At 58.2% G+C, this 26313-nt stretch carries 25 protein-coding genes, 1 tRNA gene and 1 pseudogene; 17 read left to right on the top strand and 10 right to left on the bottom strand.

Going from position 1 to position 26313, the window contains the following annotated elements; translation table 11 throughout:
* Nucleotides 1-79: 79 nt before the first annotated feature.
* Nucleotides 80-439, top strand: a complete 360-nt coding sequence (locus CRO62_RS13270; protein ID WP_179784519.1) for an ArsR/SmtB family transcription factor — start codon at nt 80-82, stop codon at nt 437-439.
* Nucleotides 436-918, top strand: a complete 483-nt coding sequence (locus CRO62_RS13265; protein ID WP_097100554.1) for an SRPBCC family protein — start codon at nt 436-438, stop codon at nt 916-918. Before CRO62_RS13270 ends, CRO62_RS13265 begins: the two co-directional genes overlap by 4 nt.
* Nucleotides 919-924: 6 nt before the next feature.
* Here CRO62_RS13265 and CRO62_RS13260 read toward each other — a convergent pair whose 3' ends face one another.
* A complete protein-coding gene (locus CRO62_RS13260) occupies nt 925-1407 on the bottom strand; it encodes a DUF2269 family protein (protein WP_097100553.1) in 483 nt (160 codons plus the stop codon).
* Entirely contained in the window at nt 1407-2693 is a 1287-nt protein-coding gene (locus CRO62_RS13255; RefSeq protein ID WP_179784518.1) for an SDR family oxidoreductase, read from the bottom strand. The genes CRO62_RS13260 and CRO62_RS13255 overlap by 1 nt, the downstream gene beginning before the upstream one ends.
* Nucleotides 2694-2817: 124 nt before the next feature.
* On the opposite strand from CRO62_RS13255, the gene CRO62_RS13250 reads away from it, so the two are divergent.
* Nucleotides 2818-3945 (top strand): ATP-dependent DNA helicase, encoded by a 1128-nt coding sequence (locus CRO62_RS13250; protein WP_003513075.1) that lies wholly within the window; start codon nt 2818-2820, stop codon nt 3943-3945.
* A 106-nt stretch (nt 3946-4051) separates the two neighbouring features.
* Here CRO62_RS13250 and CRO62_RS13245 read toward each other — a convergent pair whose 3' ends face one another.
* The gene (locus CRO62_RS13245) at nt 4052-4747 is read right to left on the bottom strand and encodes a MerR family transcriptional regulator (protein ID WP_097100551.1); all 696 of its coding nucleotides are present in this window, start codon (nt 4745-4747) and stop codon (nt 4052-4054) included.
* Between the two features lie 233 nt (nt 4748-4980).
* Here CRO62_RS13245 and CRO62_RS13240 point away from each other — a divergent pair, with 233 nt between their 5' ends.
* Both CRO62_RS13240 and CRO62_RS13235 read left to right on the top strand, forming a co-directional pair.
* Nucleotides 4981-5736 (top strand): pyridoxine 5'-phosphate synthase, encoded by a 756-nt coding sequence (locus CRO62_RS13240; protein ID WP_097102967.1) that lies wholly within the window; start codon nt 4981-4983, stop codon nt 5734-5736.
* Nucleotides 5737-5807: 71 nt separating this feature from the next.
* Nucleotides 5808-7073: an NAD(P)/FAD-dependent oxidoreductase gene (locus tag CRO62_RS13235; protein ID WP_097100550.1), complete on the top strand. Its 1266-nt coding sequence runs from the start codon at nt 5808-5810 to the stop codon at nt 7071-7073.
* 145 nt (nt 7074-7218) lie between these two features.
* Here CRO62_RS13235 and CRO62_RS13230 read toward each other — a convergent pair whose 3' ends face one another.
* Entirely contained in the window at nt 7219-8265 is a 1047-nt protein-coding gene (locus tag CRO62_RS13230) for an NAD(P)-dependent alcohol dehydrogenase (RefSeq protein ID WP_003513067.1), read from the bottom strand.
* A 188-nt stretch (nt 8266-8453) separates the two neighbouring features.
* Between CRO62_RS13230 and CRO62_RS13225 the strand changes: the two genes are divergently transcribed.
* From CRO62_RS13225 to ilvC, 3 genes are all read left to right on the top strand, one after another.
* Nucleotides 8454-9362, top strand: coding sequence for an AraC family transcriptional regulator (locus CRO62_RS13225; RefSeq protein ID WP_097100549.1), 909 nt, complete (start codon nt 8454-8456; stop codon nt 9360-9362).
* 152 nt (nt 9363-9514) lie between these two features.
* Nucleotides 9515-10168 carry a TetR/AcrR family transcriptional regulator gene (locus tag CRO62_RS13220; RefSeq protein ID WP_003513063.1) on the top strand — a complete coding sequence of 218 codons (654 nt, stop codon included), beginning with the start codon at nt 9515-9517 and terminating at the stop codon, nt 10166-10168.
* A gap of 44 nt (nt 10169-10212) precedes the next feature.
* Nucleotides 10213-11232 carry a ketol-acid reductoisomerase gene (ilvC, locus tag CRO62_RS13215; protein WP_097100548.1) on the top strand — a complete coding sequence of 340 codons (1020 nt, stop codon included), beginning with the start codon at nt 10213-10215 and terminating at the stop codon, nt 11230-11232.
* 74 nt (nt 11233-11306) lie between these two features.
* On the opposite strand, the gene CRO62_RS13210 is transcribed toward ilvC, so the two are convergent.
* Together CRO62_RS13210 and CRO62_RS13205 are read right to left on the bottom strand one after the other, a co-directional pair.
* Nucleotides 11307-12338 (bottom strand): endonuclease/exonuclease/phosphatase family protein, encoded by a 1032-nt coding sequence (locus CRO62_RS13210; RefSeq protein WP_097100547.1) that lies wholly within the window; start codon nt 12336-12338, stop codon nt 11307-11309.
* A 109-nt stretch (nt 12339-12447) separates the two neighbouring features.
* Nucleotides 12448-12900, bottom strand: a complete 453-nt coding sequence (locus CRO62_RS13205; protein WP_097102965.1) for an RbsD/FucU family protein — start codon at nt 12898-12900, stop codon at nt 12448-12450.
* A 265-nt stretch (nt 12901-13165) separates the two neighbouring features.
* Here CRO62_RS13205 and CRO62_RS13200 point away from each other — a divergent pair, with 265 nt between their 5' ends.
* The 6 genes and pseudogenes from CRO62_RS13200 (at nt 13166) to CRO62_RS13175 (ending at nt 19792) form a co-directional block, all read left to right on the top strand.
* Nucleotides 13166-14410, top strand: a complete 1245-nt coding sequence (locus CRO62_RS13200) for a PLP-dependent aminotransferase family protein (protein WP_097100546.1) — start codon at nt 13166-13168, stop codon at nt 14408-14410.
* Between the two features lie 317 nt (nt 14411-14727).
* Complete coding sequence (locus CRO62_RS13195) at nt 14728-15711, top strand: ABC transporter substrate-binding protein (RefSeq protein WP_097100545.1); 984 nt, start codon at nt 14728-14730, stop codon at nt 15709-15711.
* A gap of 9 nt (nt 15712-15720) precedes the next feature.
* Nucleotides 15721-16497: pseudogene (locus tag CRO62_RS27795) on the top strand (ABC transporter permease); the annotation flags it as partial.
* 147 nt (nt 16498-16644) lie between these two features.
* On the top strand, nt 16645-17415 hold the full coding sequence (locus CRO62_RS27790) for an ABC transporter permease (protein WP_414896256.1): 771 nt from the start codon (nt 16645-16647) through the stop codon (nt 17413-17415).
* Nucleotides 17403-18431: an ABC transporter ATP-binding protein gene (locus CRO62_RS13185; protein WP_097100543.1), complete on the top strand. Its 1029-nt coding sequence runs from the start codon at nt 17403-17405 to the stop codon at nt 18429-18431. The genes CRO62_RS27790 and CRO62_RS13185 overlap by 13 nt, the downstream gene beginning before the upstream one ends.
* 251 nt (nt 18432-18682) lie before the next feature.
* Entirely contained in the window at nt 18683-19792 is a 1110-nt protein-coding gene (locus CRO62_RS13175; RefSeq protein ID WP_097100542.1) for an endonuclease/exonuclease/phosphatase family protein, read from the top strand.
* An 18-nt stretch (nt 19793-19810) separates the two neighbouring features.
* Here the strand turns inward: CRO62_RS13175 and CRO62_RS13170 are convergent, their stop codons facing one another.
* Nucleotides 19811-21550 (bottom strand): sensor domain-containing diguanylate cyclase, encoded by a 1740-nt coding sequence (locus CRO62_RS13170; RefSeq protein WP_097100541.1) that lies wholly within the window; start codon nt 21548-21550, stop codon nt 19811-19813.
* Between the two features lie 207 nt (nt 21551-21757).
* Here CRO62_RS13170 and CRO62_RS13165 point away from each other — a divergent pair.
* Nucleotides 21758-21833 (top strand) — tRNA-Thr (locus tag CRO62_RS13165).
* A gap of 56 nt (nt 21834-21889) precedes the next feature.
* On the opposite strand, the gene CRO62_RS13160 is transcribed toward CRO62_RS13165, so the two are convergent.
* The gene (locus CRO62_RS13160) at nt 21890-22243 is read right to left on the bottom strand and encodes a nuclear transport factor 2 family protein (RefSeq protein ID WP_097100540.1); all 354 of its coding nucleotides are present in this window, start codon (nt 22241-22243) and stop codon (nt 21890-21892) included.
* Nucleotides 22244-22560: 317 nt separating this feature from the next.
* On the opposite strand from CRO62_RS13160, the gene CRO62_RS13155 reads away from it, so the two are divergent.
* Nucleotides 22561-23163 carry a J domain-containing protein gene (locus CRO62_RS13155; protein ID WP_097100539.1) on the top strand — a complete coding sequence of 201 codons (603 nt, stop codon included), beginning with the start codon at nt 22561-22563 and terminating at the stop codon, nt 23161-23163.
* Between the two features lie 19 nt (nt 23164-23182).
* Here the strand turns inward: CRO62_RS13155 and CRO62_RS13150 are convergent, their stop codons facing one another.
* Together CRO62_RS13150 and CRO62_RS13145 are read right to left on the bottom strand one after the other, a co-directional pair.
* Nucleotides 23183-23794 carry a DUF922 domain-containing Zn-dependent protease gene (locus CRO62_RS13150; protein ID WP_097100538.1) on the bottom strand — a complete coding sequence of 204 codons (612 nt, stop codon included), beginning with the start codon at nt 23792-23794 and terminating at the stop codon, nt 23183-23185.
* A 157-nt stretch (nt 23795-23951) separates the two neighbouring features.
* Entirely contained in the window at nt 23952-24407 is a 456-nt protein-coding gene (locus tag CRO62_RS13145) for a PRC-barrel domain-containing protein (RefSeq protein WP_003513045.1), read from the bottom strand.
* A gap of 418 nt (nt 24408-24825) precedes the next feature.
* On the opposite strand from CRO62_RS13145, the gene CRO62_RS13140 reads away from it, so the two are divergent.
* Nucleotides 24826-26307 (top strand): hypothetical protein, encoded by a 1482-nt coding sequence (locus CRO62_RS13140; protein ID WP_143539390.1) that lies wholly within the window; start codon nt 24826-24828, stop codon nt 26305-26307.
* Nucleotides 26308-26313 lie beyond the last annotated feature (6 nt).

Below are 26313 nucleotides of genomic sequence, written 5' to 3'. Positions count from 1 at the left end.
TCACCGCTTTATTCCCTCCGCCGGTGTGATTTTTAAACTTACCCGTTGAGCTAAGTGTTTCGCCGTGATAGTTAGTCTTATGGATAACTATTCAGGCCCACTCGACGAGATCTTCCAGTCCCTTGCCGATCCGACACGACGGGCCGTGCTTTTGCGGTTGGGCAGCGGGGATGCCAGCGTCGGCACGCTTGCCGAACCTTTCGCCATGGCCCTGCCGTCGTTCATGAAACATATCCGCCAGCTGGAAGGAGCGGGTTTGATCGTGACGCGCAAGCAGGGCCGGGTGCGGTTCTGCTCGCTGGAGAAACAGCGGTTTTCGATGATCGAGGGCTGGCTTTCGCAACAGCATGCCATCTGGGAAGGCCGGACGGACCGGCTTGAACAGTTCGTCATGGCGCAACAGGACAGAACCTCACGAAAAGGGGAGAATGACAAATGACCGACACCTTCAATCCCGATCTCGATCTGAAGATTTCAAGGATCATAAGGGCGTCGCGCCGGCTCGTCTGGAACGCCTGGGTCGACAAAAACAGCCTCGAACAGTGGTGGGTGCCGCATCCCGGCCAATGCCGTGTCGAGAAAATGGAGCTTTTTCCCGGCGGCGCTTTCGAGACACGCTACAGCGAAGACGGTAAGGCATTTGGCGATCACATAAGCGGATGTTTCCTGGCGGTGGATCATGAGGAGCGTCTGGTCTTCACCGATGCGCTGACTTCAGGCTTTCGCCCGTCCGCGCGCCCATTCCTCACCGCCGTCATGACGTTTCGCGACCACCCGGAAGGCATGGAATATGTGGCGTATGCCATGCACAGAAACCCTGAAGATCGCGACAGGCACGCGGAGATGGGATTTTTCGACGGCTGGAACACGGTTGCCGAGCAATTGGCGCAGCTTGTCGAAAGACATGCGGTCAATTGAGGCGCATCAACCGAACAGGGCAATGTCCGGCTTGGTTAGCATCAGCCAGATGATACCGAGAACCGCGAAGAAAGCCGGAAAACCGCAGGCAAACCAGATGCGGTAGAGACGGAACCATTGCGGCGGCAAGGCCTCGTCCGCAGCGACGCAATCGCGGGCGATGTCGCGCAGTTTGATCTGGATCCACACCACCGGCAGCCAGAAAATGCCGGTGAAGACATAAAGGCAGAGCGAAAGGGCGATCCAGCCTTCACTCAGCGGCCAGCCGATGACGCGGGCGAGGAAGTAGCCGGTAATCGGCTGGATGATCGCCGCCGTGGCGGTGAAGATGGTGTCGGCGATGACGACGGTGCCCGAAACATGGGCGATCAGCGCCGGGTTTGCCGTCCGCCGCGCCATCACCATGAAAAACGCGATGCCGGCACCGGTACCGAACAGCACTGTTGCGCCGATGACATGGGCGAGCCGCAGAAGTTCTTCAGGTGTCATCAGCGTTCATCCAATGTGGCAAGGGCGGCAAGTGTCAGGGCGATGGAGGGCAGGACCTTGACGAGGGGGCCGAGCGGATCGAGCCACAGACCCGGCTCCAGCAGACTGCCACCAGTCAGATAGGCGGCGGTGACCAAGAGCATGGCGATGAGCGCTTTTCTGGCAAGCGGTCTTATCAGGACGGTGACGCCCAGGGCGATATCGATGAGGCAGGTGGCGAGTGTGAGGGTGACGGCCGGCACTTGCGGCATGAAGGGCAGGAAATGCGCCGCCGCGCGGTCGATCTCAAGCAGCGGTACGAGGCCGGACAGTAGCCAGAACAGCGACAGGCAGAGAATGAGGACGGGTTTGAGCAGATATGATCTGGCAAACCACAGGTCCTGCACGCCGGAAGGGTGAGCTGCCAGCGTGTCCCTCAAGCTCTTGAGCGATGTCGTCGCTTTTGGCGCGCTGTTCTCCATTACGATACCTTCCGACATCACCGTCATGGCGGTTGAGCGCAGCGGCGACCGCCAGCCGAGCTTTCCCGCAATATCCGCCGTGAGGGCGACGGGGCGCATGAAGGCAGCCGGAAGATTTAGCGCGGGAGCAGGGGCGAGGCCGAGCCATTGCCGGTGCGCAGCGACCACGCCTTGCAATGTCAGCGTTTCGTTTGCTGCCAGCTCCATATCGCTGCCTGACGTGATTTCGCCATCTATTGCCGCGCTGACTGCCAACGCGACATCTTCGACTGCGACGGTCTGTACAGGCATCTTGCCGTTTACGAGCGGCACAGCGAATGGGAAGCTTGCAAGCGCACGCACGAGTGCTGTGCCGCCATGGGCGTTGCGGCCGACAACCAGTGCGGGGCGGAGAATGACAAAGCGCAGGCCGCTTACGGCAAGTGCCACATCGGCGCGGCGTTTGGTGGCGAGGAAGGGCAGTTCGGAAGCGGCTCCGGAAGTCCGGGCCGATATCTGGATCACCAGCTTGCCGCCCGCATTTACCGCTGCCTGATAGAGCGCCAGCATCGCTTTTTCCTGCGTCGCGGCAAGATCATCCGACAGGCCGTCCTGAAGCGCACCTGCGCAATTGACGATGGCGTCATGGTCGCTCACGAGTGCCGCCCAGTCGGCAGCGCCGGTCATGCGGGCAAGATCTGCCGAAACCCAGCTGCCGAAAGGCCATTTATCTTTGGCGCGCGCAATGGTGCGAGCCAATCCAGTAACGGTGTGACCTTTGCCGTGAAGGCTCCTTGCCACTTCGGAACCGATGAAACCTGTCGCGCCCAGAATCAATATCTTCATGGGCGGCATGATACCCGCCATGGTTTAAAAACCAGCCGTGTTTTATTGCCGCATTTTGATGGTGTGATTCATCTTTCGTTCTTTTTCTGTTGCGCACGGTGCTCGAATCCTGCGATGAGGGCGCATGTTATTTTCACCGCAACAGGACGAAGCGCTCAAGGCTGTTTCCCGCTGGCTGAAGGAAGGCCGGACGCCGGTTTTTCGGCTGTTCGGTTATGCCGGAACCGGCAAGACGACGCTTGCCAAACATTTCGCGGAAAATGTGGATGGCGAAGTGCTGTTTGCGGCCTTCACCGGCAAGGCGGCGCAGGTGCTGCGCTCGCGCGGGGCGACCAATGCCCGCACCATCCATTCGCTGATCTACCGCCCGCGCGGCGAAGAGACCGTGGAAGACGAGGAGACCGGCAAGACCTCGGTCGCGCCAATGTTTTCCATCAACCGCCAGAGCCCGCTAGCCAAGGCGGCACTCATCATCATCGACGAATGTTCGATGGTGGATGAACAGCTCGGCAAGGATCTGATGAGCTTCGGCACGCCGATTCTCGTGCTCGGCGATCCCGGGCAGTTGCCGCCGGTTTCAGGCGGTGGCTTCTTCACGGAGCAGGAGCCGGATTACCTGCTCTCCGAAATCCATCGGCAGGCAAAGGACAATCCGATCATCCACCTTGCCATGGATGTGCGGGAAGGCCGCGAGATCATGCGTGGCGACTACGGTGCCGCGCAGGTGATTTCCAAGTCCGAGGTGACACAGTCGCTCGTGCTCGATGCCGATCAGGTGCTCGTCGGCACAAATCGCACGCGCCGCCGTTATAACCAGCGGCTTCGCGAGCTGAAGGGCTTTACGGCCGATTATCCGCAATCCGGCGACAAGCTGGTTTGCTTGAGGAACGATCCGGCCAAGGGCCTGCTGAACGGCTCTCTCTGGCAGGTCATGAGTTCGTCGCGCGAGACGGTGAAACCCGGCATCAACCTGATGATTCGGCCTGAAGACGACGATATGGATCGCGGCGCGGCCAAGATCAAATTGTTGAAGGCGGCTTTCGAGGATGTGGAAACCGAAATTCCTTGGACCACCCGCAAGCGTTACGACGAGTTCGATTTCGGCTATGCGCTGACCGTGCACAAGGCACAGGGTTCGCAGTGGAACAATGTGGTTCTTTTTGACGAGAGCTATGCCTTCCGCGATTCGCGCGAACGGTGGCTTTACACCGCCATCACCCGCGCCGCAGAAACACTCACGATCGTTCGCTGAGATAGAGCATTTCCGGTGAATAGCGGGCACCTTCAATGCTCCAATCCTTTTGTCTGCGCATTGTCCGGACGGAAAACCGCTGTGCAGTTTTCGTGGAAATGGTCTGTCAGGCGCGGATGACACCGAGCAGAACCGCTTTGGCAACCGCCTGAAAGCGGTTACTGGCACTGAACTTGCCGATGATCTTCGCCTCCAGCTCGTTGAGGTCGTTACCTGAAAGGCCGAGAGCGCGCGCGAGCCTTACCGGGGCATACCCCTCCGCCATCAGTTCCAGGCATTTTCGCTCGTTGTCTGTCAGCGCGATATCCTTGCCCGGTCCCCGCTCAGCGGCGTCGAGGCCATCAGCATCGTTATCGGTGGCGAGCAGTTCCTCGATCTGCTGGGCCTGACGCTGAAGCGTGGAGCGTTCCGCGGTCAGTTCTCTTTTTCGCTGCCGCAGCGCGGAGTGGAATATCTCGTCAGCTTCTTCCTGCGAGAGAGAGCGGGCAAGTTTTTCCATGATGTCTGTAATGGCTGCGACGGAAATGCCGACTTCGCGACAGACATTTATCACCGCCATGCGTTGCACGTTGCGGTGGGAATAAACCCGCATCTGGCCGATGCGTTTCGAGGTCAGCAGCGACTTTTCTTCGTAAAAATGCAGGGTCCGGTGCGTTACGCCGAAAATGTTGGCCATGTCAGCGATGGGAACCGGTTCGGCGGGCAGGGAGGATGGCAGGCTTATATCCGGTAAAAAGCTGCTGATCCTTAGATTGGGTTTGTCCTCGTCGCCGTGTTCAAACGGCATCCTGCCATTCTGCATCGTTTCCCCCTCCGCGCGTTTTGACAGTGTGCCTGCTTTTTATGGCATTCGTTACTTGTTCCCCACCGCAGACCTGTCTTCTGATCAAGACATTTTGCCGATGCTGCATGAGAAACGTAACCTGTATTGCCTGCTTTCGTTCCCGCATTCTTAAAAAATTTTATCGGCCTCCTTGCGGTCGGCGTCAACCTGCGTGAAACAGGATGTCAATTCCGAACCGGAGCCTCGATGTCATGCCCGCAAAACTTTCCGTCAATCTGAACGCAATTGCCATGCTGCGCAACCGTCGCGATCTCCCATGGCCGGATGTCGCGCATTTCGGGCATATTGCACTCGCTGCGGGTGCTAGCGGGCTGACTGTACACCCTCGACCGGACCAGCGCCATATCCGCTTTTCGGACCTGCCGGTGCTGCGTGCGCTTATCGATGACAGTTTCCCAAGCGCGGAATTCAACATCGAAGGTTATCCGACCGAGGATTTTCTCGTTCTGTGCGAACAGACCCAGCCTGAGCAGGTGACGCTGGTGCCCGACGATCCGTCGCAGGCGACATCAGACCACGGCTGGGATTTCCGCAAGCACGCGGTTTTCCTGAGAGAAGCCGTTGGGCGCCTCAAGGCTGGCGGTATGCGGGTTTCGCTTTTTGCCGATGGTGACGGCGAGCGCGAAGCGGTGGAGCTGGCGGCTGAGACGGGTGCTGCCCGCATCGAGCTCTATACCGGTCCCTATGGCGGCTGTTTTGACGATCCGCAAAAGGGTGACACCCTTCTGGAAAAACTCGGACAGACGGCGGATTACGCCGCAGCGCTCGGGCTTGCCGTCAATGCCGGACACGACCTGACTGTAGCAAACCTGCCCAAGCTTATGAAACGCATACCTTATCTCGCAGAGGTCTCCATCGGTCACGGGTTGACGTCGGATGCGCTGGAATATGGCATGGCTGAAACAGTCAGGCGTTTTTGTCGCGCCTGCGGTCAGGCTATTTCATAACCAAAGTCAATTTTTTTGCCTATAATCTGCTTGCGCATGCTCCGTGCGCGAGCTTTTAAAGGCAGAGACACATGCAAGAACATCACGTTGTCGTCGTGGGTGGAGGTTTCGGCGGCTTACAAATGGTACACGGGCTGGAGGGGGCCCCTGTCCGCATCACATTGATCGACCGCCGCAACCATCATCTATTTCAGCCATTGCTTTATCAGGTTGCGACGACGGCTCTTGCGACATCCGAAATCGCCTGGCCGATCCGCCATCTTTACCGCGACCGCAAGGAAGTGACGACGCTGCTTGCGGAAGTGAACGGCGTAGACCGTGGCGCGCGCACCGTGCATCTGAGTTCCGGTCAGGTCATCGGCTTCGATACGCTGGTGCTGGCCACCGGCGCCCGTCATGCCTATTTCGGCCGTGACGAATGGGAGCGTGCCGCTCCCGGCCTCAAGACGCTCGAGGATGCAACGACGATCCGCCGCCGCCTGCTTCTGGCTTTCGAGCGTGCGGAACTTGCCACCAGCGAAGAGGAACGGCAGGCGCAGTTGACCTTCGTCATCATCGGAGCAGGCCCGACGGGCGTGGAAATGGCGGGCATGATCGCCGAGCTTGCCCACAAGGCGCTGCCGCCGGAATTCCGCAATGTGGATACCAGAAAGAGCCGCGTGCTGCTTGTCGAGGCAGGTCCGCGCGTTCTGCCGGTTTTCACGGACGATCTTTCGGCCTATGCCAAGCAGGCGCTTGAAAAGCTCGGGGTCGAGGTTCTGCTCGGCACCCCGGTGACGGCCTGCACCGATGAGGGCGTGACGGTGGGTGAGACCTTTTATCCGTGCCGCACGGTGGTCTGGGCCGCTGGCGTGCAGGCGTCTCCCGCTGCAAAGTGGCTGAATGCCGCTGCCGACAGGGCGGGACGCGCTATCGTCGGGCCGCATCTCAATCTGGAAGACGACCCAAATATCTTCGTCATCGGCGATACGGCCGCCGTCAATCAGGAAAACGGCAAACTGGTGCCGGGCATCGCGCCTGCAGCCAAGCAGCAGGGTGTCCATGTGGCAAAGGTCATCAAGGCGCGGTTAACCGGAGAGCCGGCGCCCGCGCCGTTCCGCTACAGCCATCAGGGTAATCTGGCGACAATCGGCAAACGCGCGGCGGTGATCGATTTCGGCAGGTTCAAGCTCAAGGGCGTGCTTGCATGGTGGATCTGGGGGCTTGCCCATATCTATTTCCTGATCGGAACGCGCTCGCGGCTGGCCGTGGCGTGGAGCTGGCTGTGGATTTACCTCAGCGGCCAGCACAGCGCGCGGCTGATCACCCAGAAAGAGACGTTGAAGGACGAGGCCTGAGGGCAGGACGGGTAAAGGAAAGCGCGGGAAGCATTGGCTTCCCGCGCTTGCGTTCATGGTCAGTGCGCCAAACCACTCCTCCGTCACGCCGTATTAAGTCCGGGTGACGGAGTGCGGATGTGGCGAGCTTGTGCCAATCCAAAGCTCAAGCGTCGAGCGATGCCATATCGATGACGAAGCGGTAACGAACGTCGCTCTTCAGCACCCGCTCATAGGCTTCGTTGACATCCTGGATGTTGATCGTCTCGATCTCCGAGACGATGTCATGCTCGCCGCAGAAATCCAGCATTTCCTGGGTTTCCTTGATCGAGCCGATCATCGAGCCGGAGAGGCTCTTCGCACCGATGATGAGCGAGAACGCGTGGACCGGGATCGCATGTTCCGGTGCACCGACCACGACCATGCTGCCCTTGGGCTTCAGGAGGCCGAGATAGGCGTTCCAGTCGATTGCGACACCTGCCGTGCAGATGATCAGGTCGAAGGTGCCGGCCAGCTTCTCGAAGGTCGAGGCGTCGCTGGTGGCGTAATATTCCTTCGCGCCGAGCTTCAGGCCGTCTTCCTTCTTCGACAGGGTCTGGGAAAGAACTGTGACATCCGCGCCCATGGCAGCGCCGAGCTTGACGCCCATGTGGCCGAGACCACCCATGCCTACGATTGCGACCTTCTGACCGGGACCGGCGTTCCAGCGGCGCAGCGGCGAGTAGAGCGTGATGCCTGCGCATAGAAGCGGCGCGGAAGCGTCGAGCGGCAGGTTGTCCGGGATCGACAGGACATAACCTTCCTTGACGACGATCGAGTCGGAATAACCGCCATGGGTGGCTGTCTTCGTATTCGGATCAACATCGTTATAGGTCTGGACGAGGCCGGGCATGTAGTGTTCGTTGTCGAGGTCGCGGGTGGCGCAGCCGACGCAGGAATCGACGAAGCAGCCAACGCCGACATGATCGCCGACCTTGAATTTCGTGACCTTGGAGCCGACGGCTTTCACGACACCGGCAATCTCATGGCCGGGAACGATCGGGAAGACGGCATTCTTCCATTCGTTGCGGACGGTGTGGATGTCCGAGTGGCAGATGCCGGCATATTTGATATCGATGACAACGTCGTCATCGTTAGGCTCGCGGCGTTCGAAGGTGAACGGGGTAAGCGGCTTCGACGCATCGGTCGCAGCATAACCTCTTGCAATGGCCATCTGAATATCCTTTCGGGGAGTTGGGGACGGCGGAATATGCAATGGAAGGGTGCCGAGGCGTTAGAGCGATCCTCCGAGCTTTTTGCACGATCCTGCAAAAAATTGCGGTGGGCTATTTGCGGAAACTGGCCCGGCTTTCTAGATAATGCAAACAGACACGCTGCTTCCTTCCCTAAAGGATTTCCCAGATGACCATGCCGTTCAATCTCTATCAGGAGATCGCCTCCATCGCCGCACGGCATGCCACCCGCGATGGCGAGGTCCAGACGGCAATCGAAACCCTCGGCATCAGCCGCCGGTCCACACCCAGCGCGCCGTGCCACGGCAGCTATCGTCCCTGTTTGGCAATGGTGATCCAGGGGTCGAAAAGCGTTCAGCTGGGAACGGACACCATCAATTACGGGGCCGGTGACTATCTTCTGACCTCGCTCGACCTGCCGGTTGCCTGGCGTGTGGTGGAAGCGAGCGAGGAAGTACCGCATTTTTGCATCGGGCTTGCGATCGACAGCGAAAAGCTGCTCGACCTTATGAGCCGCATGCCGATCGAGCGGCCTCAGGAGCCGGTAAGCGGCCAGCGCGGCATCGTGGTGAACGCCGCTACACCGGAGCTGCTTGATGCGGCCATCCGGCTGATGCGCCTGCTTGATCGCCCGGCGGACATTGCGGCCATGGCGCCGCTGATCGAGCAGGAAATCCTCTATCGAATCCTGACCGGACCAGCGGGTGGGCAGCTGATGAACATCGTCGCTGCCGGAAGCCATGGCAATCGGATCGCCCGCTCCATCGCCTGGCTGCGCGAGAATTTCGCGCGCCAGCTGCGTATCGAGGAACTTGCGGAGCATATCGGCATGAGCGTGTCGTCTTTCCATCACCATTTCAAGACGATCACGGCCATGACCCCCATTCAGTACCAGAAGCAGTTGCGGCTGCATGAGGCGCGCCGGCTGATGCTGCTCGAGCGTCTGGATGCAGGCACCGCCGGCCATCGTGTCGGTTACCAGAGCCCTTCGCAGTTCAGCCGGGAATACAGCCGCTTTTACGGGCTGTCGCCCTCACGCGACGTCGACGCCTCGCGTGAGATAAGCGCGGCGGGATAAAGCGGCATTATGGTGCGGCGCATCCTGCTGCCGCATCGCGTCAATTCGTACATCACTGTGAAGAAAGCGCTTGACGGGCAAGCTGCCTCCGCTTAAATGGCGCTCGAACCGTACCGTACGGTACATTAATCGAGCCTCTGGAGTAGAAATAAGTGGCCTCCGACCCGATCACAGCGCAGGAATTTTCGCCGCGCCAGAACGCCGTTCTGGATCAGGCATTGCGTCTTCTGGTCGAGGGCGGCGAGAAAGCGCTGACGACCTCTGGTCTCGCGCGCGCGGCCAACTGTTCCAAGGAAAGCCTCTACAAATGGTTTGGCGACCGGGACGGCCTGCTGGCTGCGATGATCACCTTCCAGCAGAGCAAGGTTCGCACCTTCGAGAAGGCGGGCGACCGCGTTTCTGCGCCGCAGCTTGCCGATCATCTCGAGGTTTTCGCACATGATCTGCTGGACGTTCTGGCGGGCGATGTGTCGCTGGCGCTCAACCGTCTGGCGATAGGGCAGGCGAGCCGTGACGGTTCGAAGCTTGGCGATCTTCTTCTGGAACGTGGCCGTCGCCAGATCGACCGCCGCGCCCGCGGGTTGATCGAGGCGGGTCGCCGTTCGGGTTACCTGCGTTTCGATGACGCCGAAGAGGCGTATCGCAGTTTTTACGGCCTCATCGTTTCGGATCTGCATGTGCGCATGCTGCTGGGCGAGGCGCCTGACAAGGATTTTTCCGCCCGGGCAAAGAAGGCGGTGGTCGCCTTTCTAACACTCTACGGCACGGAAAAGGTACATTCGGAACTGGGCGGCAAGGTCGCCTGAGGTTCCGGTTCACACAGAGACAAGCATTAGGGAAGGACCATAAAATGCGCGTTTATTATGATCGTGATGCGGATCTCAATCTCATCAAGTCCAAGAATGTGGTCATCGTCGGCTACGGCTCCCAGGGCCGCGCCCATGCGCTGAACCTCAAGGATTCCGGCGCCAAGAAGGTCGTCATCGCTCTGAAGGCCGGTTCGCCGACCGTCAAGAAGGCGGAAGCCGACGGCTTCAAGGTCATGACCGTTGCCGAAGCCGCCAAGTGGGGCGACCTTTTGATGATGGCGACGCCTGACGAATTGCAGGCCGACATCTACAAGGCCGACATTGCCGGCAACATCCGTGACGGTGCGGCGATTGCTTTCGCACACGGCCTCAACGTTCACTTCGGCCTCATCGAGCCGAAGGCTTCGCTCGACGTTGTCATGATCGCACCGAAGGGCCCCGGCCACACGGTTCGCGGCGAATACCAGAAGGGCGGCGGCGTTCCCTGCCTCGTTGCCGTTCACCAGAACGCTTCCGGCAACGCGCTTGAACTCGCTCTCTCCTACGCCTGCGGCGTTGGCGGCGGCCGTTCGGGCATCATCGAAACCAACTTCAAGGAAGAGTGCGAAACCGACCTCTTCGGCGAACAGGTCGTTCTGTGCGGCGGTCTCGTAGAGCTCATCCGCGCCGGTTTCGAAACCCTGGTCGAAGCCGGTTACGCACCGGAAATGGCCTATTTCGAGTGCCTGCACGAAGTGAAGCTGATCGTTGACCTGATCTATGAAGGCGGCATCGCCAACATGAACTACTCGATCTCCAACACGGCCGAGTGGGGCGAATACGTCACCGGTCCTCGCATCATCACCGCTGACACCAAGGCTGAAATGAAGCGCGTTCTTCACGACATCCAGACCGGCAAGTTCACGACCGAGTGGATGCAGGAATGGAAGGCCGGCGGCGCACGCTTCAAGGGCATCCGTCGCAACAACGACGCCCACCAGATCGAAGAAGTCGGCGCAAAGCTGCGCGGCATGATGCCCTGGATCGGCAAGAACAAGCTGGTCGACAAGGCTGTCAACTAAGCTTCATTGCTTGACAGAATATTGGAAGGCCGGGGCGAGAGCTCCGGCCTTTCTGCATTGCGCCTGGTCCGCGATCACACGATGGCGTCGGCTTCCTCGATAATGACCGATACGGGAAAGTGATCGGAGAAACCACCGAGATTGACGTTTTTGACTGCATCGCCCTTCGACAGGCCGAAGCGGATCGGCCCCTCATTCTTGCTGTGGCTGACCATGGCGGCAATGGCTTCAATTTTCGCGGTTTCCTCGCGCACCGCGAAGCCGCTGCTCCCGGTCAGAAGCGATCTTGAGACGAGTATCTGGTCGAAGATATTGGCGTCGCCGTTGAAATAGAGCGTGCCATAGATCGTTCGTGCCGTACCGACAGAATCCACTACCTGCTGGCGCAGGTAGTTCCAGGTGAGATTATAGAACATTGCCGATTGCGAGCTTTCGACATCGTCGCGTTCGCGGGTGGAATTGGCGTGATAGCGCAGCGATGCATCGGAGGGGTCGTCGTTGAAATCGCCGAGGGCGACGACGGCGATGTCGTTTCCTTTTTCTTCCCTGATCCGCTGGTGCCAGTAGCCAAGCGTCTCACCGGCCGTCATGCGAAAACCGGCGCTTTCCACCGCGCCTCCGGAGCGCGACGGCCAGTGATTGGAGAGGGCGATAAGCTGGCGTCCGCCCTTGGTGATGAAGGTGCATTGGGTAATGTCGCGGGTACCGGTGCGGCGCATCACGAAATGGCTGAAAATCTCGTTTTCGTTGATCAGTAGCTTCTTGCTGTCATAGATGAAGGCCGTATCGATGCCGCGCTGGTCCTTGCTGGAATCTGCATGCACCACACGGTAGGCGCGCTCGGGCATAAGGTCGTTCAGATGTTCCGCGAGCGTCTCCAGAACGAAACGGTTCTCGACTTCGCACACGCCGAGCAGATCCGGCCCCGCGCCGCCGATCTGTCTTATGATCGAACCGAGTTGCCTGAGCTTGGTCTTGAACAGATCTTCGGTCCAGCCTTTCAGATCGTTCTTCAGCCGCTCGGCAATCCAAGGTTCGCGCGCCGGATAACCCTCCGGCGCAAACAGGTTTTCGACATTCCAGAACGCTAGGACATATTGGGTCATGATACCTCACACCTCCGGTTGGTTTTACAAAACCTAGTGGAAGTTTTTGCCACAACAACTTGAAATTGTCATGACGGGTTTAGCACACGACCCATTTTGCCGTTTTATCTTATTTGCCCGGTGGGACGACGCCCTTCGTCAGCAGGAAGCAGCCGTAAAAACGGGTCTCGCCTGTTGTGATGACGCAATATGCTTTTTTAGCCTTTTCGTAGAAGGCGAAGCGTTCGATACCGTACATGGGGGCGGATTTTCCCTCCGCCGCGTCTATTTCCTTCTGCACTTCGACCTGTACGGGTTCCAGCTGGTCCGGCGCGCCCATCACTTCCATTCGTCCGACCGAGGGCTGCAGTGGTGTGTCGAGCGGCAGCACCGAGAGGATCGCCTGCATGGCGCGGGCGGCGGAGATGTTGTCCATACGCAGCACCTTGCCGACCGTTGTCTGGCGAGCCACCGAATCGGACGGGAAGTTGGTGTCGGAAATCACCAGCGTATCGCCGTGACCCATGGCGCGCAGCGCGTGAAGGACATCGGCATTCAGCGCCGGGTCGATATTTTTCAGCATGTCGTCAAACTCCCATGATGCTTTCGCCGTGTCGCGGCGCGTGGCCGCAATCCAGCCGGAAAACCTTGCCGCGTCAATCGCAAACGGAAGATTGTGAAGCTTTGCGCAAGGGTGTATTTGGCTTTGTCCGCCAAAGGCGGGCCCAAATGCGGGTAACGTGCAGGGAGGCAGAAATAATTCGAAAAACTGATAAGTCAGTATTGCTGACGTATCGACATTTCTGTAAAGATGCACGCATAAAAACGACACAAGAGGAAACGTACCCATGCTTGATTGGGAACAAATTTTCGCCACGCGCTCTTCGCGCATGAAAGCGTCTGAAATCCGTGAGCTGCTGAAGCTGCTCGAGCAACCCGATATCATTTCCTTTGCCGGTGGCATTCCGGACCCGGCCCTGTTCCCGGCTGAAGAGTTCCAGCAGGCTTACGCGGATATTTTTTCCGGCGCGCAGGTCAATGCAGCGCTGCAATATTCGGTAAGTGAGGGTTACAAGCCGCTGCGCGAATGGCTGGCGGGCGAGATGGCCGATATCGGCATCGAATGCACTGCCGACAACGTCTTCATCGTTTCCGGTTCGCAGCAGGGTCTCGATTACCTCGGCAAGCTGTTCCTGTCGCCGAAGGATACCGCGCTGGTGACCTGGCCGACCTATCTCGGCGCACTTTCCGCCTTCAACGCCTATGAGCCGAATTACGACCAGCTCAATCCCGGCGGCAACCGCACGCCTGAGGCTTACCGCGAAACCGCGGCCAAGCTCGGCGGCGCCGTGAAGTTCGCTTATCTCTCTGCCGATTTCTCCAATCCGACCGGGGAAACCGTTGATCTTGCCGGCCGCGAAAAGGTTCTGGCGCTGGCTGACGAGCTGGATATCGCCGTCATCGAAGACGCCGCCTATCAGTCGCTGCGTTACGACGGCGACGCGGTTCCGCCGATCATGGCGCTGGATATTGCCCGCTCGGGCGGCATCGAGAACACCCGCACCATCTATTGCGGCAGCTTCTCCAAGACGCTCGCACCCGGCCTTCGCGTCGGTTACATCGTTGCGTCTGCGCCTGTTATCCGCAAGCTGGTGCTGATGAAGCAGGCCGCAGACCTGCATTCCTCGACGATCAACCAGATCGCCATCGAACGTGTCGCTTCACGCGGCTTCGACAAACAGGTCGCCAAGATCAAGGCTGCCTACAGCGCCCGCCGCGATGCGATGCTGGCTGCGCTCGACAGGTACATGCCGAAGGGCACGCGCTGGACGAAGCCGGAAGGCGGCATGTTCATCTGGGTCACCCTGCCGGAAGGCATGGATGGCGCCGCACTGCTGGCAAAATCCATCGCAACGGAAAAGGTCGCATTCGTTCCGGGTCGCGCCTTCTTTGCGGATGGCTCGGGCACGAATACGCTACGCATCAGCTTCTCCTGCGCCAACGAGGCGATGATCGAGGAAGGCATGAAGCGGCTTGGCCGGTTGATTGCGACGGCGCAGGCGGAGACGACCGAAGTGGTTCCGGCGATTTGAGGGTTGCGAGGTTTTCGGCAGCGACGGGGGGTGCGGCTTACCCCCCTCTGTCCTGCCGGACATCTCCCCCACAGGTGGGGAGATCGGCAAGACGCTCTTTCGTCACTTCATTCTCGAACGTTGAGATGGGCGAGACCTCGCCACGGATCGATCTCCCCCCTTGTGGGGGAGATGCCCGGCAGGGCAGAGGGGGGTAAACCACGACTGTCAGGGATCTTTGTCACTCTCCTGCTATTGCATCCTTAAAATCCTGCCTGTCACATACATGTTATGCAATCATGTTTTAGCGGTCCCATGAAACAACAGGGACTGGACCTATGAAAACGCTGCTTTCCGCTTTTACCGCCATCGTAGCGCTCGGCTTCATCGCCACCGCTGCCAATGCCGCCGATCTGGTGCTTTATACCAGCCAGCCGAACGAGGACGCGCAGGCGACCGTTGATGGTTTCAAGGCCGCCAATCCCGGTATCGAAGTCGAATGGGTACGCGACGGAACGCCGAAGATCATGGCCAAGCTGATGGCTGAGATCAGTGCCGGCAATCCGGTTGCCGACGTGCTCTTGATCGCCGACACCGTCACACTTGAGCGCATGAAGCAGGCTGGCCAGCTTATGGCCCACAAGTCCCCGGAAGCGAAGAACATCGACGCGTCGCTCTACGATGCGGACGGCTATTATTATTCCACCAAGCTCATCACCACCGGCATCATGTACAATACTGCCGCTGCGATGAAGCCGACGAGCTGGAAGGATCTTGCCAAGGCGGAAGCCAAGGGTCTGGTCACCATGCCGAGCCCGCTGACTTCGGGTGCGGCGCTGATCCACGCGCAGACGTTGGCCGCCGTAAAGGATCTCGGCTGGGATTATTACAAGGCGCTGAAGGCCAATGAAGCCATTTCCGGCGGCGGTAACGGCGCGGTGCTGAAGTCGGTTGCATCAGGCGAGAAGGCTTACGGCGTTGTCGTCGACTACATGCCGATCCGCGAAAAGGCCAAGGGCGCGCCGGTGGAGTTCGTCTTCCCGGAAGAGGGCGTTTCGGCCGTGACCGAACCGGTCGCGATCCTCAAGGGCACCAAGCATGAGGAAGCCGCGAAGAAGTTCGTCGACTACGTGCTTTCGGAAAAGGGCCAGCAGGGCTTCGTCAAGCTCGGCTACATCCCCGCGCGCGCTGACGCTGGCATGCCGGAAGGTTTCCCCGCCCGCGACAAGCTCAAGGTTCTGCCGCTCAACGCAGCGGACGCGCTGAAGAATTCCGAGCAGGATCTCAAGACCTTCTCCGATATTTTCGGCTCCAAGGGCTGATATAGCGGCATGTCCCGATCAAGTGCCTACGGAAACAGCCAGCCGCGCTGGCTGTTTCCTTTTGTGGTGAGCGTCGTTTTTGCGCTCAGCGCCCTGCCGCTCGGGCGGCTCGCCTATACCGGCATTGTTTCGTCACTCAACGGTGACATATGGCGATTGCTGGCTGATCCCGCCCTTTGGGATGCGGCGCTGAACACGCTGTCCACCTCGTTTTTCGGCATGCTGATTTCGCTGATGATTGGCGGGGGCTTCGCGCTGGCGCTGACGCTTTGCGACATACGCGGCAAGTCGATACTGAGCTTCCTTTTCATGCTGCCGATGATGATCCCGCCGCAGGTGACGGCTCTGTCTTGGATCGGCATGACGGGGCCTTCCAGCACGCTGTTAAAGGCCATCGGCCTTGCGCCGCCCATGGGCTCGCCGCAACCGCTTTATTCTATTGCCGGTATCGCGCTTTTGCTCGGCGTGCAGCATGCGCCGCTCGTCTATCTGTCGCTGCGCGCCGGTCTGCTCGCTTTGCCGCAGGATGGCATCGAGGCAGCCAAGCTTTCCGGTGCCTCGCCTCGCCGCGTGCTGTTCGATATCATCCTGCCGCTTTCGACGCCGGGATTGATCGCCGGGGCGGCGATCTCGTTTGTGTCCAATGTCGGCAATTTCGGTATTCCGGCGATCCTCGGTATTCCGGCCTCGATCTTCACCCTGCCGACGCTGATCTACAGCCGCTTCGCCAGTTTTGGTGCGAGCACCTTTGGCGATATCGCCATTCTCTCGACCATGATCGCCATCATCTCCGTGGCCGGTCTTGCGCTGCAAGAGCGGGCAATGAAGGGCAGGGACTATCGGATCATCGGTCTTTCCGGCAAGGCCGCGACTTTCAAGCTGTCGCGCTGGCGTGTAGTGGCTGAGCTTGTCCTTTGGCTTGTGCTGTTCTTCATGCTGGTCGCACCGCTTGCTGCGCTGGTGGCAAGCTCGCTTGCCCCCGCCTATGGCGTGCCGCTCAGCCTCAAGACCGCGACGATGCACGCCTATGAGGAACTGCTCTACCGGCAGAGCGTGACGCGCACAGCCTTCCGCAACTCCCTGTTTCTGGCGACGGTCACATCCCTTTGCCTGCTTGCGGTGACGATGCTGACCGCCTATTTCCTGGTGCGCGGCAAAAGCCGCTTCATGTTCCTGCTGTCGGCGCTGGTGGATATTCCCTATGCGCTGCCGGGTGTGGTGATTTCCGTATCATTCGTCCTGCTGTTTGCGGCCCCCATCCCGCTGCTCGGCATCACGCTTTACGGCACGATCTGGATCATCCTGCTCGCCTATTTTTCCTCCTTCTTCGCCGTCAGCCTCAAACCGATGGTCAGCGCCTTCCTGCAATTCGATCCGTCGCTGGAAGAGGCGGCAAGGCTTTCGGGCGCCGGTTTCTGGCGGCGGTTGAAGGATATCATCCTGCCGTTGGTCGGGCCTGCCGCGGGCGCCTCCGTCATCCTCGTCTTCCTGATCGCCTGCAATGAGCTGACGGTTTCGGCGCTCCTTTGGTCCGCCGGCACGCAGACGCTCGGTGTGCTCATCTATAACCTCGATGACAGTGGCAGCTTCGACCTTGCCTCCGCACTTTCGGTGCTTGTCGTCATCATGGTGATTTTCCTCATGCTGCTGCTCGAAATTCTGGGGCGCTATCTGCCGAAAGGAGTGGTCCCTTGGCGAAACTGATCCTCAATCGTCTGACGAAAAGCTTTGGAGCCGGGTCGAAACCCGCCGTTGACGACGTCTCGCTCACGGTGCGTGAGGGAGGTTTCCTCGCGCTTCTCGGGCCTTCAGGCTGCGGCAAGACGACGGTGCTGCGCATGATCGCCGGTTTCGAGCAACCGACTGACGGTTCCATCCTCCTCGGCGAGCGGGTGCTGGCCGATGCCGGCAGCATGGTGCCGCCGGAACGGCGCAACATGGCGATGGTGTTCCAGTCCTATGCGCTTTGGCCGCATATGTCGGTTGCCGACAATGCCGGTTATCCCTTGAAAGTACGCGGCATTTCGGGTGAGAAATATCGCGAGAAGGTGGCCCAAGCGCTCGCAGCCGTGCGTCTCGAAAGTTTCGCGGACCGCCGTCCAGCGGAATTGTCCGGCGGGCAGCGGCAGCGCGTCGCTTTGGCCCGTTGCCTCGTCACCGAACCCGACGTGGTGCTGCTCGACGAGCCGCTCGCCAATCTCGACCGGCATTTGCGGCAGGAGATGGAGGAGACCTTTCGCGAGTTCCACATCCGCTCCGGCGCGACGATGATCTATGTCACCCACGATCAGGCGGAAGCCATGGCGCTGGCAACCGATGTCGCCGTCATGTCTCAGGGCAAGCTGCTTCAGGTCGCACCGCCGGCGGAGCTTTATGCGCGGCCGGAGGGGCGTCTCGTCGGCTCGCTGGTGGGGCAGGGTGCCATTCTCTCCGTGCCGGTGCCGGATGGCACTTCGCGAGATATTGACTGGGACGCGCTCCGCACAGCAATGGATAGCGGCGGGCAATTGCCTCGGGCGGATATTCTCGTGCGGCCGCAGGACGTGGTGCGGGATGCGGATGGAATCACCTGCACCGTGACCTCGGTTCTCTACGAGGGCGAGCGTTATGCCCTGCGTCTCGACCTGCCGGACGGGCAGGCGCTTCGGGCTTATTCTCGAGAATCGGCTGCGGTCGGTGACCGGCTGCCGGTTGCGATTCGTGCGGCGTGGTGTCTTTAGCATTTGCTCGCGCCCTCATCCCTGTGCTCGTCACAGGGATCCAGCCAGCCAAAGTCCTTGGGCTGAAAGTACCTCTCGCCGCGCAGACGCGCGTCGGCTGGATTCCTGTGACAGGCACAGGAATGAGGGTGGGGAATGTCCCGGCACATAAAATCCGACATCGTGAATCGGGAAATCTGATCAACGCGACAGGCCACTGGCGAGACCGGACAGGAGCGGCTAAGCTCCCATTCCAGCAACAGGAATGAAACATGTCGCTTCGGCTCGCCACCTTCAATATCGAAAATCTTCTCACTCGTTTCGACTTTACCGGTTTTCGCAACCAGACGCGGCGCGACAGGGCGATCCAGCTTTTCGATATCAGGGACGAGGCAACCTATCAGGCGCTGGAAAGTGCGCGGGCAGTCTCTTCCACAGACGATACGCGGCAACTTTCAGCGCTGGCCATTGCGGATGCGGATGCCGATATTCTCTGCCTGCAGGAAGTCGACAACATGGCAGCCCTGCAGGCTTTCGAATATGGCTATCTCTACCGCATGGTCGGTAACGGCTATCTGCAGAAATATCTGGTCGAGGGCAATGACAGCCGCGGCATCGATGTCGCCGTCGTCATGCGCGAGCAGACCCGAGACGGCGACAAGATCGAGGTCATCGACATCAAGAGCCACGCCGCGCTAACCTACCGCAATCTCGATCTCTTCCATCCCGCACTTGCCGCGACCAACCAGATAGACGACAAGATTTTCAAACGCGATTGTCTGGAAATCGATCTGAGGATCGGCGGAAAACCGCTGACGCTTTACGTCACGCATTTCAAATCCATGACCAATGCCCGTGACGCCATAGATGCCCGGCTCGCCACCATGCCGATTCGCGAGGCGGAAGCCATGGCCGTTCGCCGCATCATCGAAAACCGCTGGGGCGCAAACAATACCCGCAACAAGAATTTTGCCATCTGCGGCGACATGAATGATTATCAGGAACGCATTTCGATTTCCGGCGACCGGCGCAGCGGCTACAGCTTTACGCCGGTCGAAGAGGAGCGGAGCGCGCTCGATATCTTCACGGCGGATGACTTTGTGACCAATCCGATGTCGCGCCGCGACGTCATGGACCGCTGGACGCTCTATCATTCGCGCGGGCCGCAGGAACAGCATCTCTGCCAGCTCGATTATATCTGGCTTTCCCCGCATCTTGCACAGATCAATGCGACAAGGGTTCCCGAAATCATCCGCGCTGGCCAGCCTTACAGGACGGTCTTTCCGCCGGGGCAGGAGGTGGATCGTTATCCGCGCACCGGCTGGGACCGCCCGAAGGCTTCTGACCATTGCCCTGTCGTTATGACGCTCGATCTGATCTGACCTGCTGCTCCGGGCCGCCTAGCCGTTGGCGACCTTGGGGAAATAGGTCGCCCACACCCGGTTGCGGCCCGCACGCTTGGCCTCATAAAGCCGGTCGTCGGCAATTGCGATCAGCTCGTCCCAACTGTTGATCGCCCGTGCCTCCTGCCAGACCACGCCGAAACTTGCCGTCAGTGACAGCCCGCTTTGTTCATCAATGATCTGGGCTTCAATCAGCCGGCGCAGGCGGTCGGCGGTGGCGGTCGCCGTCGCGTGGCTGACATCCTGCAACACGACCACGAATTCCTCGCCGCCATAGCGCGCCAGAATATCGTTTTTGCGGAGGGCGCCTCTTAAAAGAGTCGCTGTCTTCTGTAGCGCGAGGTCGCCCATGGCATGGCCATAACGGTCGTTGATGGATTTGAAGTGGTCGATGTCGACAATCATCACGCCAAGCGCCTGCAACTGCTCCTCGCCGCTCAATATGGCACGAACGGTCTTTTCCAGCGCACGGCGATTGGACACACCGGTCAAGGCATCTGTTTCTGAAAGGGTGCGTAATTGTTCGGCCAGCGCAGACTGCTGCTTTTCCATTTCTTCCTTCTGGCGAAGCTGCTCGCGCAGGAAATCCAGTTCCTCGAACATTTTCTTCACTTCCGGAGCAGCCTTGTCCTGATACAGGGCTCCTGAAAGATCGCCAGCGGCGATTGCGGCGATCTGCGTCTGGACGGATTGCATGGGGCGGAACAATGCCGTTCTGTAAACCGATGCAAGCCGCAGCAATACCAGAACCGCGATGAGAGCGAGGAGGAGAGACGTTCCACCATAGATCAGCGCCTGGTCCTTGTTCCTTTCTATCCTTGCCCGTGTTTCGGCGAGAATAAGGTCGCGCAATGTGCTCGAGGACCGCATGCCCTTGATGTAGTTTTCGGAGAATTCGCGAACGCTTGGCTGCGCGGACGGCACCACCATCGCAATCGTATTCTGCGCATAGGGAAGTGCCTGGCCGAAATAGAAGATTTCAATATCGCGAAACGCTGCATCGACGCGTGGTGTGGACAGGTAAGCGGCGGTGTAGTTCGTCAGCGACGATTTCAGCAGTGTAAGGCTCTGTATTTCCGTGTCGAATTTAGCGCGTAGGCTCAGCTTGTCCTGCCTGTTCGCCCGCAGGCTCATGACCACGTAAGAACCGAGGCGACCGATCCGGTCCCGCATCACTCCGGCAGTGCCGGTCATGGCGATGTCGATCGCTACATTGGGCGTTACCTTGATGATCGCGCGGGCGGTCTTGCCACGCAGCATGTTGACGCTGTCCGCTGCCTTGAACATCGTAAAAATTGCGTTGGACATTGCCGTGTAGCTGCGCGCGGATTCCGGAAGTCCAGCAACCTGATCGACCGCTTCTCGGGATTGCGCCAGTTTTCGGCGTGTATCTACCAGCGATTTTGCCAGTTCTGGCTGCGCCCTGATTTCCGCGGCAAAAGAGTTTTCGAGTTCCACCAGCTTGTCGTCCGTCGCCTTGCGCGCTGCGGCCAGCTCCTGGACCAGTTTTGCATCGGGGGAAGACGCGCCCATCAAATTATTGGCGGGACCACGCTCGGCCGACACCAGCCATGCGGACTGGAGGGCCGTTTCGAAGCGGCTGAGTTGCTGCGCATTGGTCCGGTAGCGTAAGTAACTGGAAACGCTCGGAAGGGCGGCAAGGGTTGCCAACAAGATGGAACTTACCGCTATGACGATCGTACCGGTTAGTTGGATTTTCTGTATGCTTGCGCGCATTCGATGCGTTATTCCCGGTGGGATGGTTATGATTTATCGCCATTTTAGCTGCATCGCGTAAATACTTCGCTTATTTTGCAGGGCTTTTGCCGCGACCTGGTGATTGAAACCCACAGGTACGGTGTGGAAAAGAGGTCTCCCAACGGCGCGCAATCAATTTTTGCTTTACACGAAGTGAGAATCTGATAGTTGGCAGGGCACTGGATTGCCCTTGTAGCTCAGTTGGTAGAGCACCTGATTTGTAATCAGGGGGTCACGAGTTCGAACCTTGTCGGGGGCACCAGTATTTTCAATGGCTTGGCCATTCCCACCAATATTATTCCTGCATTCGCACCACGCCTACGGCTTGACGTGATAAAGCTTGTGCACGATTGCCCAGTTGCCGTCGCGCTCCAGCAATGACAGGTATTCGCTAAAATCCATGCCGTCGAAACGGGTCGTCAGCTTCACCGACGCGCTGTCGCCTTCCTTGTCGATGCCGAGGATTTCGAAGATGGGGTCGTGATCGGGCAGGCCGCGTTCGCTTTTCCGTATCTGCTCGGCGAAGTCCTCCAGTGAGAGCCATTCCGTTTCACCCTGAAACGTCCCGACGATGCTGGCGCGCGGATCGAAAACATCACGCATCAGGCCCTCATCTGCATAGGCCATGGCGTGCACATAATCCGTCACTGTCTGGGTAATGGTTTGCGGCATCGGATCGTCCCTCCCTTCAGATCCAAAAGCCAAGCTTACACCCGTTGGAGCCGTTCCACCATAAGCACCGTAAAACCTGCGGGTTGCAGGGTTGTCCGCATGGGTAGACAGCTTGGCCCGGCGTGTTTTGCCATGACTTTCCACAATTTTGTCCCGCCCGTGATTATAGTCGCCATGGGTCCGACAAATTTGAGGATCAAGGGCTTTTGCGCCGGCGCGGGGGTGCCGCGCGGGCGGAATTCGCTTATGATCCGTGCGCGAGCCGCACGGGGGTGGCGTATGGCATGCGGTAACAGTTTGCGTTTGAAGGTGTTTTAGTGATCGATCCCTATGTTTTGCTTGGCGTGGAGCGTGATGCCGACGAGGCGGCGATCAAGTCTGCCTACCGGAAGGTGGCGAAAGCCGCCCATCCCGACAGCGGGGGCGATACCGACCAATTCGCACGCCTGCAAACCGCTTACGAGCTTTTGAAGGATCCGGTGCGCCGCAAGGTGTTCGACGATACCGGTTACGATCCGCAGCTTGCCGATGCCAAGGACCTCAAAGGCCTGCTGATGCTGGAAACTCTGGTCAACGAATTCATTCTGGACGAGCGCGAGCCCGGCAGCTTCGACCCGGTGGCCGCCATGCGCCGCAAGCTGACGGATGATATCCTGAAAAGCCGCTTTCACATTCTGGAACTGGAGCGGCACCGCACGCGGGTGCGCAAACATATGGACCGGCTGGGCAGGAAGCCGGAGACCGATGTTTTGAGTTCCATGTTGCGTGCGCGCAGCCAGTCCATCGCCGAAGCCATCCGCAATGCGGAAGCGCAGATCGAGGCGATCGAGCAGGCCTATACGATGCTGGAAGGATATTCCTACGAGCTGGAGAGCATATCGCTCGCCGAACCGCTGCTGAAAGGCGAGGCGGCGGAATAGCCGTTTTTCTCTGGAGTTCTCAGGGACCGTTGACGAGCGCCAGAATCAGTTGATGCACGCGGCCGCCGGGGGAAAGCTCGTCCCGGTCGAAATCGCGTCCGCGCTGGCGCTGCTCGTTGGATAGCTCGCCAAGCCGCTGTTGCAGGACAACGCGCACTTTCTGGCATTTCGGATCGTTTTCCGCTCTCAGACCGGTGCTGAAGGCCTCGATCTTCTGCACCATGTCGAGAATGTGCTCGCCATGAACGCGCTCATGGGTTTCCACACCGGAAATGAAGGTTTTCCAGCTGGCGGCGACCGCGGGCGGCAATCTGGCCGGCGCTTTCGGCCAGGTATAGATGATTGTGAGATTGGGCTTGGCGGTGGCCAGTACGCAGGCACCGTCCGGTTGCGGGCGATAATCGCGCCGCCATGTCAGCTTGAAGGTGGTGTGGGCGATGGCCTGCACACCGGCGGTCGGGCCGCGTTCGCCTATGGACTGGTAAAGCGCTCCACCCGTATCACCGCTGATCGCATAGGTTTTTATCTGCTCGGCTGGTTTCCAGCCCGCTGACTGTGCTGACAGCGGAAGGGTGCTCAGCAATATCGTCACAGCGCTGATGGTGAGGGAAGAGAGAGTTTTGGCGGGCACGCATCGATCCTTGGTGTCTTGCGCGCCGAAGATAGGCGAGAGCCGGGCTGCTAGGCAAGCGTCGTGAGAGAGGGATTGTCGGATACCGCGCCGAAATTCCACGCACGAAAAACCCCCGCGACGGATCGCGGGGGTCAAGCTTGCGACTGCAGGGGAATCAGTCGTCCAGCTTGTCGTAGTCGAGCTTCGGTGCGTTCTGCAGTGCTTCCTTGGTGGTATCGACATAGGCCTTCCAGGTGCCGTTGTCGTTGTGGACCGCAACCGAGGCCGGGTCGAGCACCACATAGCTCTTGTCGATGCCGAGGAAACCGCCGACGCTGGCAACAAGGCCGATCACCGATTTGCCATCGCCGATGACGACATCCTCGATTTCGCCGATGTTTTCGTTCTGGGCGTTATAGATATCCAGACCGTCGAGCTGGGAGGCGGTGAGATCGGTTTTCTGGACATTGACGAACTTCAGCGGGCCGTTAGCCTTGGTGCCCATGGTGATGCCGGGACCGGACAAAGTCGCGTCGGCGCCAACAGCAGGCGCAGTCGCAGCCGTCTGGGCAAAAGCCACGGAAGAGGAGAGGGCTGCTGCGGCAGCGAGAGCGATGACGTTGATTTTCATGATGTTTCTTCCCTTTGTATGCTGAACGTTTCGTTCGGGGAAGAAACGGTGAGGGGCGGATTTGGTTCCGCATCGAAACGTAATTGATAAATCTGGTAAAAGTTGTGGATGAACGTTTCACCACTTGAAAGAGAGTTAGTGGAATGGCATATAGGGTTTATGGGGGTTCCCAGACGGAAGAAAGGAGCAATCCGATCCCGGATCACGGTAACGCGTGAGTCAAGTGTTTACACTGTCAATAGGGAAGACGGTTTCGAGCAATATCATATGGATGATTCCTGCGATTTGTATCGACGACTTACTCTTCAACACGATGCCGATAAACGACATCAACTTGATGACAGTATATACTATACAGTTGGATAGGGACTTTAGTGGCGAAAATGCCATGATGAATTGGCGGAGGTGGTAATAGTACGTGCCCAGCGTTGTTGCTACCTCCACTCATCCGCTCTCAGACAATAACTGGGAGCCGAGAGAAAAAGATTTAAAGTCTTACCTTCATTTTGATCGAAATATTAGCAAAGAAGAAATTTCCACACTTGCTAACGATCCTATCGCAGTCGCGAGACATGCATTCTTCCCTCTAATCAGATTCCATGAAACGTGGACAAAATTTAGGAAGAACGGGAAGCGTACAAAGAAAGTACGACCTTTGCGGTATGCAGCTCGAATAGACGCAGCCATTTATGCTAGGTATCGATCAATTCTTTCTAGGGCTTACGAACAAGAGCTTACACGCCGATCGCTTTCAGAGGTGCCAGTAGCTTACAGAAAGCTGCCAAAGAAGGGTGGGGGCAACAAATCTAACATCGAAATATCACGTGACGTTTTTTCTTTTATCAAACGCACGGGAGACTGTTTTGTAACAGTAGTGGACATCAAGTCATATTTTGAAAGTCTCGGTCACAAGGGTATCAAAGAAACTTGGGAGATGCTCTTAGGATTTCCTATGCCTGATGATCATATCGCTGTTTATCGGAATCTGACTCGCTATTCGGTCGTAGACTATGACAAAGTACTTGGTAGACTTAAACTTTATGAAAAGCCGGTAGTAGGAAGCCGGCTTAGCAGGCGCCGACGCGGTATAGATGAACTCAAGTCAAACCGTCATAAACAACTGTGCAGTCCTGCTGAGTTCCGGAAACTCATAGCTGGCTCTGACCCAGCCACTCCTAGCTTGATACAAAAGAATGGATTTGACTTTGGTATTCCGCAGGGAACGCCGATTTCTGATCTTGTCGCAAATTTCTATCTTATTGATTTTGATCATGAAATTCATAGTCTGGTAAGTGAGCTCGGAGGACTCTACAGGCGCTACTCCGACGACATCATAGTTGTTCTTCCTACAGCCTCCTCGAAGACGCCACTTGAAACAAAGATTTTTCTGCAGGAGCGGATACAGCACTATGGGGATAGGCTTCGTATTCAAGATAAAAAGGTTAGTGTGGTGCGGTTTGAGCGATGCGGCGAGGAGATGAAGTTCTCTCATGTATTTGGGTCAGCATCACGCAATGGGTTGGAGTATCTTGGCTTCGAATACGATGGAGAACGAGTAAAAATTCGAAACTCAACACTATCCAACGCCTGGCGAAAAATGAAGCGACAAGCATATGGACATGCCGCTAGCTTCGTAAAAAGGTATCGTGAGAAGGGAAAAGTGTGGATAATTGCGAACTATCCTACGAAGCAGATGGAAACTCATATCTTGAGAGATGTGACTTATAAGCAGGACGAGGGTTATAAGAGCTGGACCTTCGTTAAGTACGTTCGCCGCTCAAGTAGGGCGTTTGTCGGATTTAATCCCATTTTTTCTGCGCAAACAAAAAAGTACCGGTATTACACTAAGTTGATGATTGAAAAATCTCTTCAAAAAGCGTTGGACGTCCATTTCAAGTAGACCCTG

Source organism: Rhizobium sp. AN6A, from assembly GCF_900215635.1.
GTDB classification, from domain to species: Bacteria; Pseudomonadota; Alphaproteobacteria; order Rhizobiales; family Rhizobiaceae; genus Agrobacterium; species Agrobacterium tumefaciens.
Note: the sequence above shows the minus strand (reverse complement) of the source record. Positions and strands in the feature narration are given on the sequence as shown.

Coding starts and splice junctions, on each gene's coding strand:
- CRO62_RS13270 (WP_179784519.1), top strand. CDS start 80: ATGGATAACTATTCAGGCCCACTCGACGAGATCTTCCAGTCCCTTGCC.
- CRO62_RS13265 (WP_097100554.1), top strand. CDS start 436: ATGACCGACACCTTCAATCCCGATCTCGATCTGAAGATTTCAAGGATC.
- CRO62_RS13260 (WP_097100553.1), bottom strand. CDS start 1,407: ATGACACCTGAAGAACTTCTGCGGCTCGCCCATGTCATCGGCGCAACA.
- CRO62_RS13255 (WP_179784518.1), bottom strand. CDS start 2,693: ATGAAGATATTGATTCTGGGCGCGACAGGTTTCATCGGTTCCGAAGTG.
- CRO62_RS13250 (WP_003513075.1), top strand. CDS start 2,818: ATGTTATTTTCACCGCAACAGGACGAAGCGCTCAAGGCTGTTTCCCGC.
- CRO62_RS13245 (WP_097100551.1), bottom strand. CDS start 4,747: ATGCAGAATGGCAGGATGCCGTTTGAACACGGCGACGAGGACAAACCC.
- CRO62_RS13240 (WP_097102967.1), top strand. CDS start 4,981: ATGCCCGCAAAACTTTCCGTCAATCTGAACGCAATTGCCATGCTGCGC.
- CRO62_RS13235 (WP_097100550.1), top strand. CDS start 5,808: ATGCAAGAACATCACGTTGTCGTCGTGGGTGGAGGTTTCGGCGGCTTA.
- CRO62_RS13230 (WP_003513067.1), bottom strand. CDS start 8,265: ATGGCCATTGCAAGAGGTTATGCTGCGACCGATGCGTCGAAGCCGCTT.
- CRO62_RS13225 (WP_097100549.1), top strand. CDS start 8,454: ATGACCATGCCGTTCAATCTCTATCAGGAGATCGCCTCCATCGCCGCA.
- ilvC (WP_097100548.1), top strand. CDS start 10,213: ATGCGCGTTTATTATGATCGTGATGCGGATCTCAATCTCATCAAGTCC.
- CRO62_RS13210 (WP_097100547.1), bottom strand. CDS start 12,338: ATGACCCAATATGTCCTAGCGTTCTGGAATGTCGAAAACCTGTTTGCG.
- CRO62_RS13205 (WP_097102965.1), bottom strand. CDS start 12,900: ATGCTGAAAAATATCGACCCGGCGCTGAATGCCGATGTCCTTCACGCG.
- CRO62_RS13200 (WP_097100546.1), top strand. CDS start 13,166: ATGCTTGATTGGGAACAAATTTTCGCCACGCGCTCTTCGCGCATGAAA.
- CRO62_RS13195 (WP_097100545.1), top strand. CDS start 14,728: ATGAAAACGCTGCTTTCCGCTTTTACCGCCATCGTAGCGCTCGGCTTC.
- CRO62_RS27790 (WP_414896256.1), top strand. CDS start 16,645: ATGCTGGTCGCACCGCTTGCTGCGCTGGTGGCAAGCTCGCTTGCCCCC.
- CRO62_RS13175 (WP_097100542.1), top strand. CDS start 18,683: ATGTCGCTTCGGCTCGCCACCTTCAATATCGAAAATCTTCTCACTCGT.
- CRO62_RS13170 (WP_097100541.1), bottom strand. CDS start 21,550: ATGCGCGCAAGCATACAGAAAATCCAACTAACCGGTACGATCGTCATA.
- CRO62_RS13160 (WP_097100540.1), bottom strand. CDS start 22,243: ATGCCGCAAACCATTACCCAGACAGTGACGGATTATGTGCACGCCATG.
- CRO62_RS13145 (WP_003513045.1), bottom strand. CDS start 24,407: ATGAAAATCAACGTCATCGCTCTCGCTGCCGCAGCAGCCCTCTCCTCT.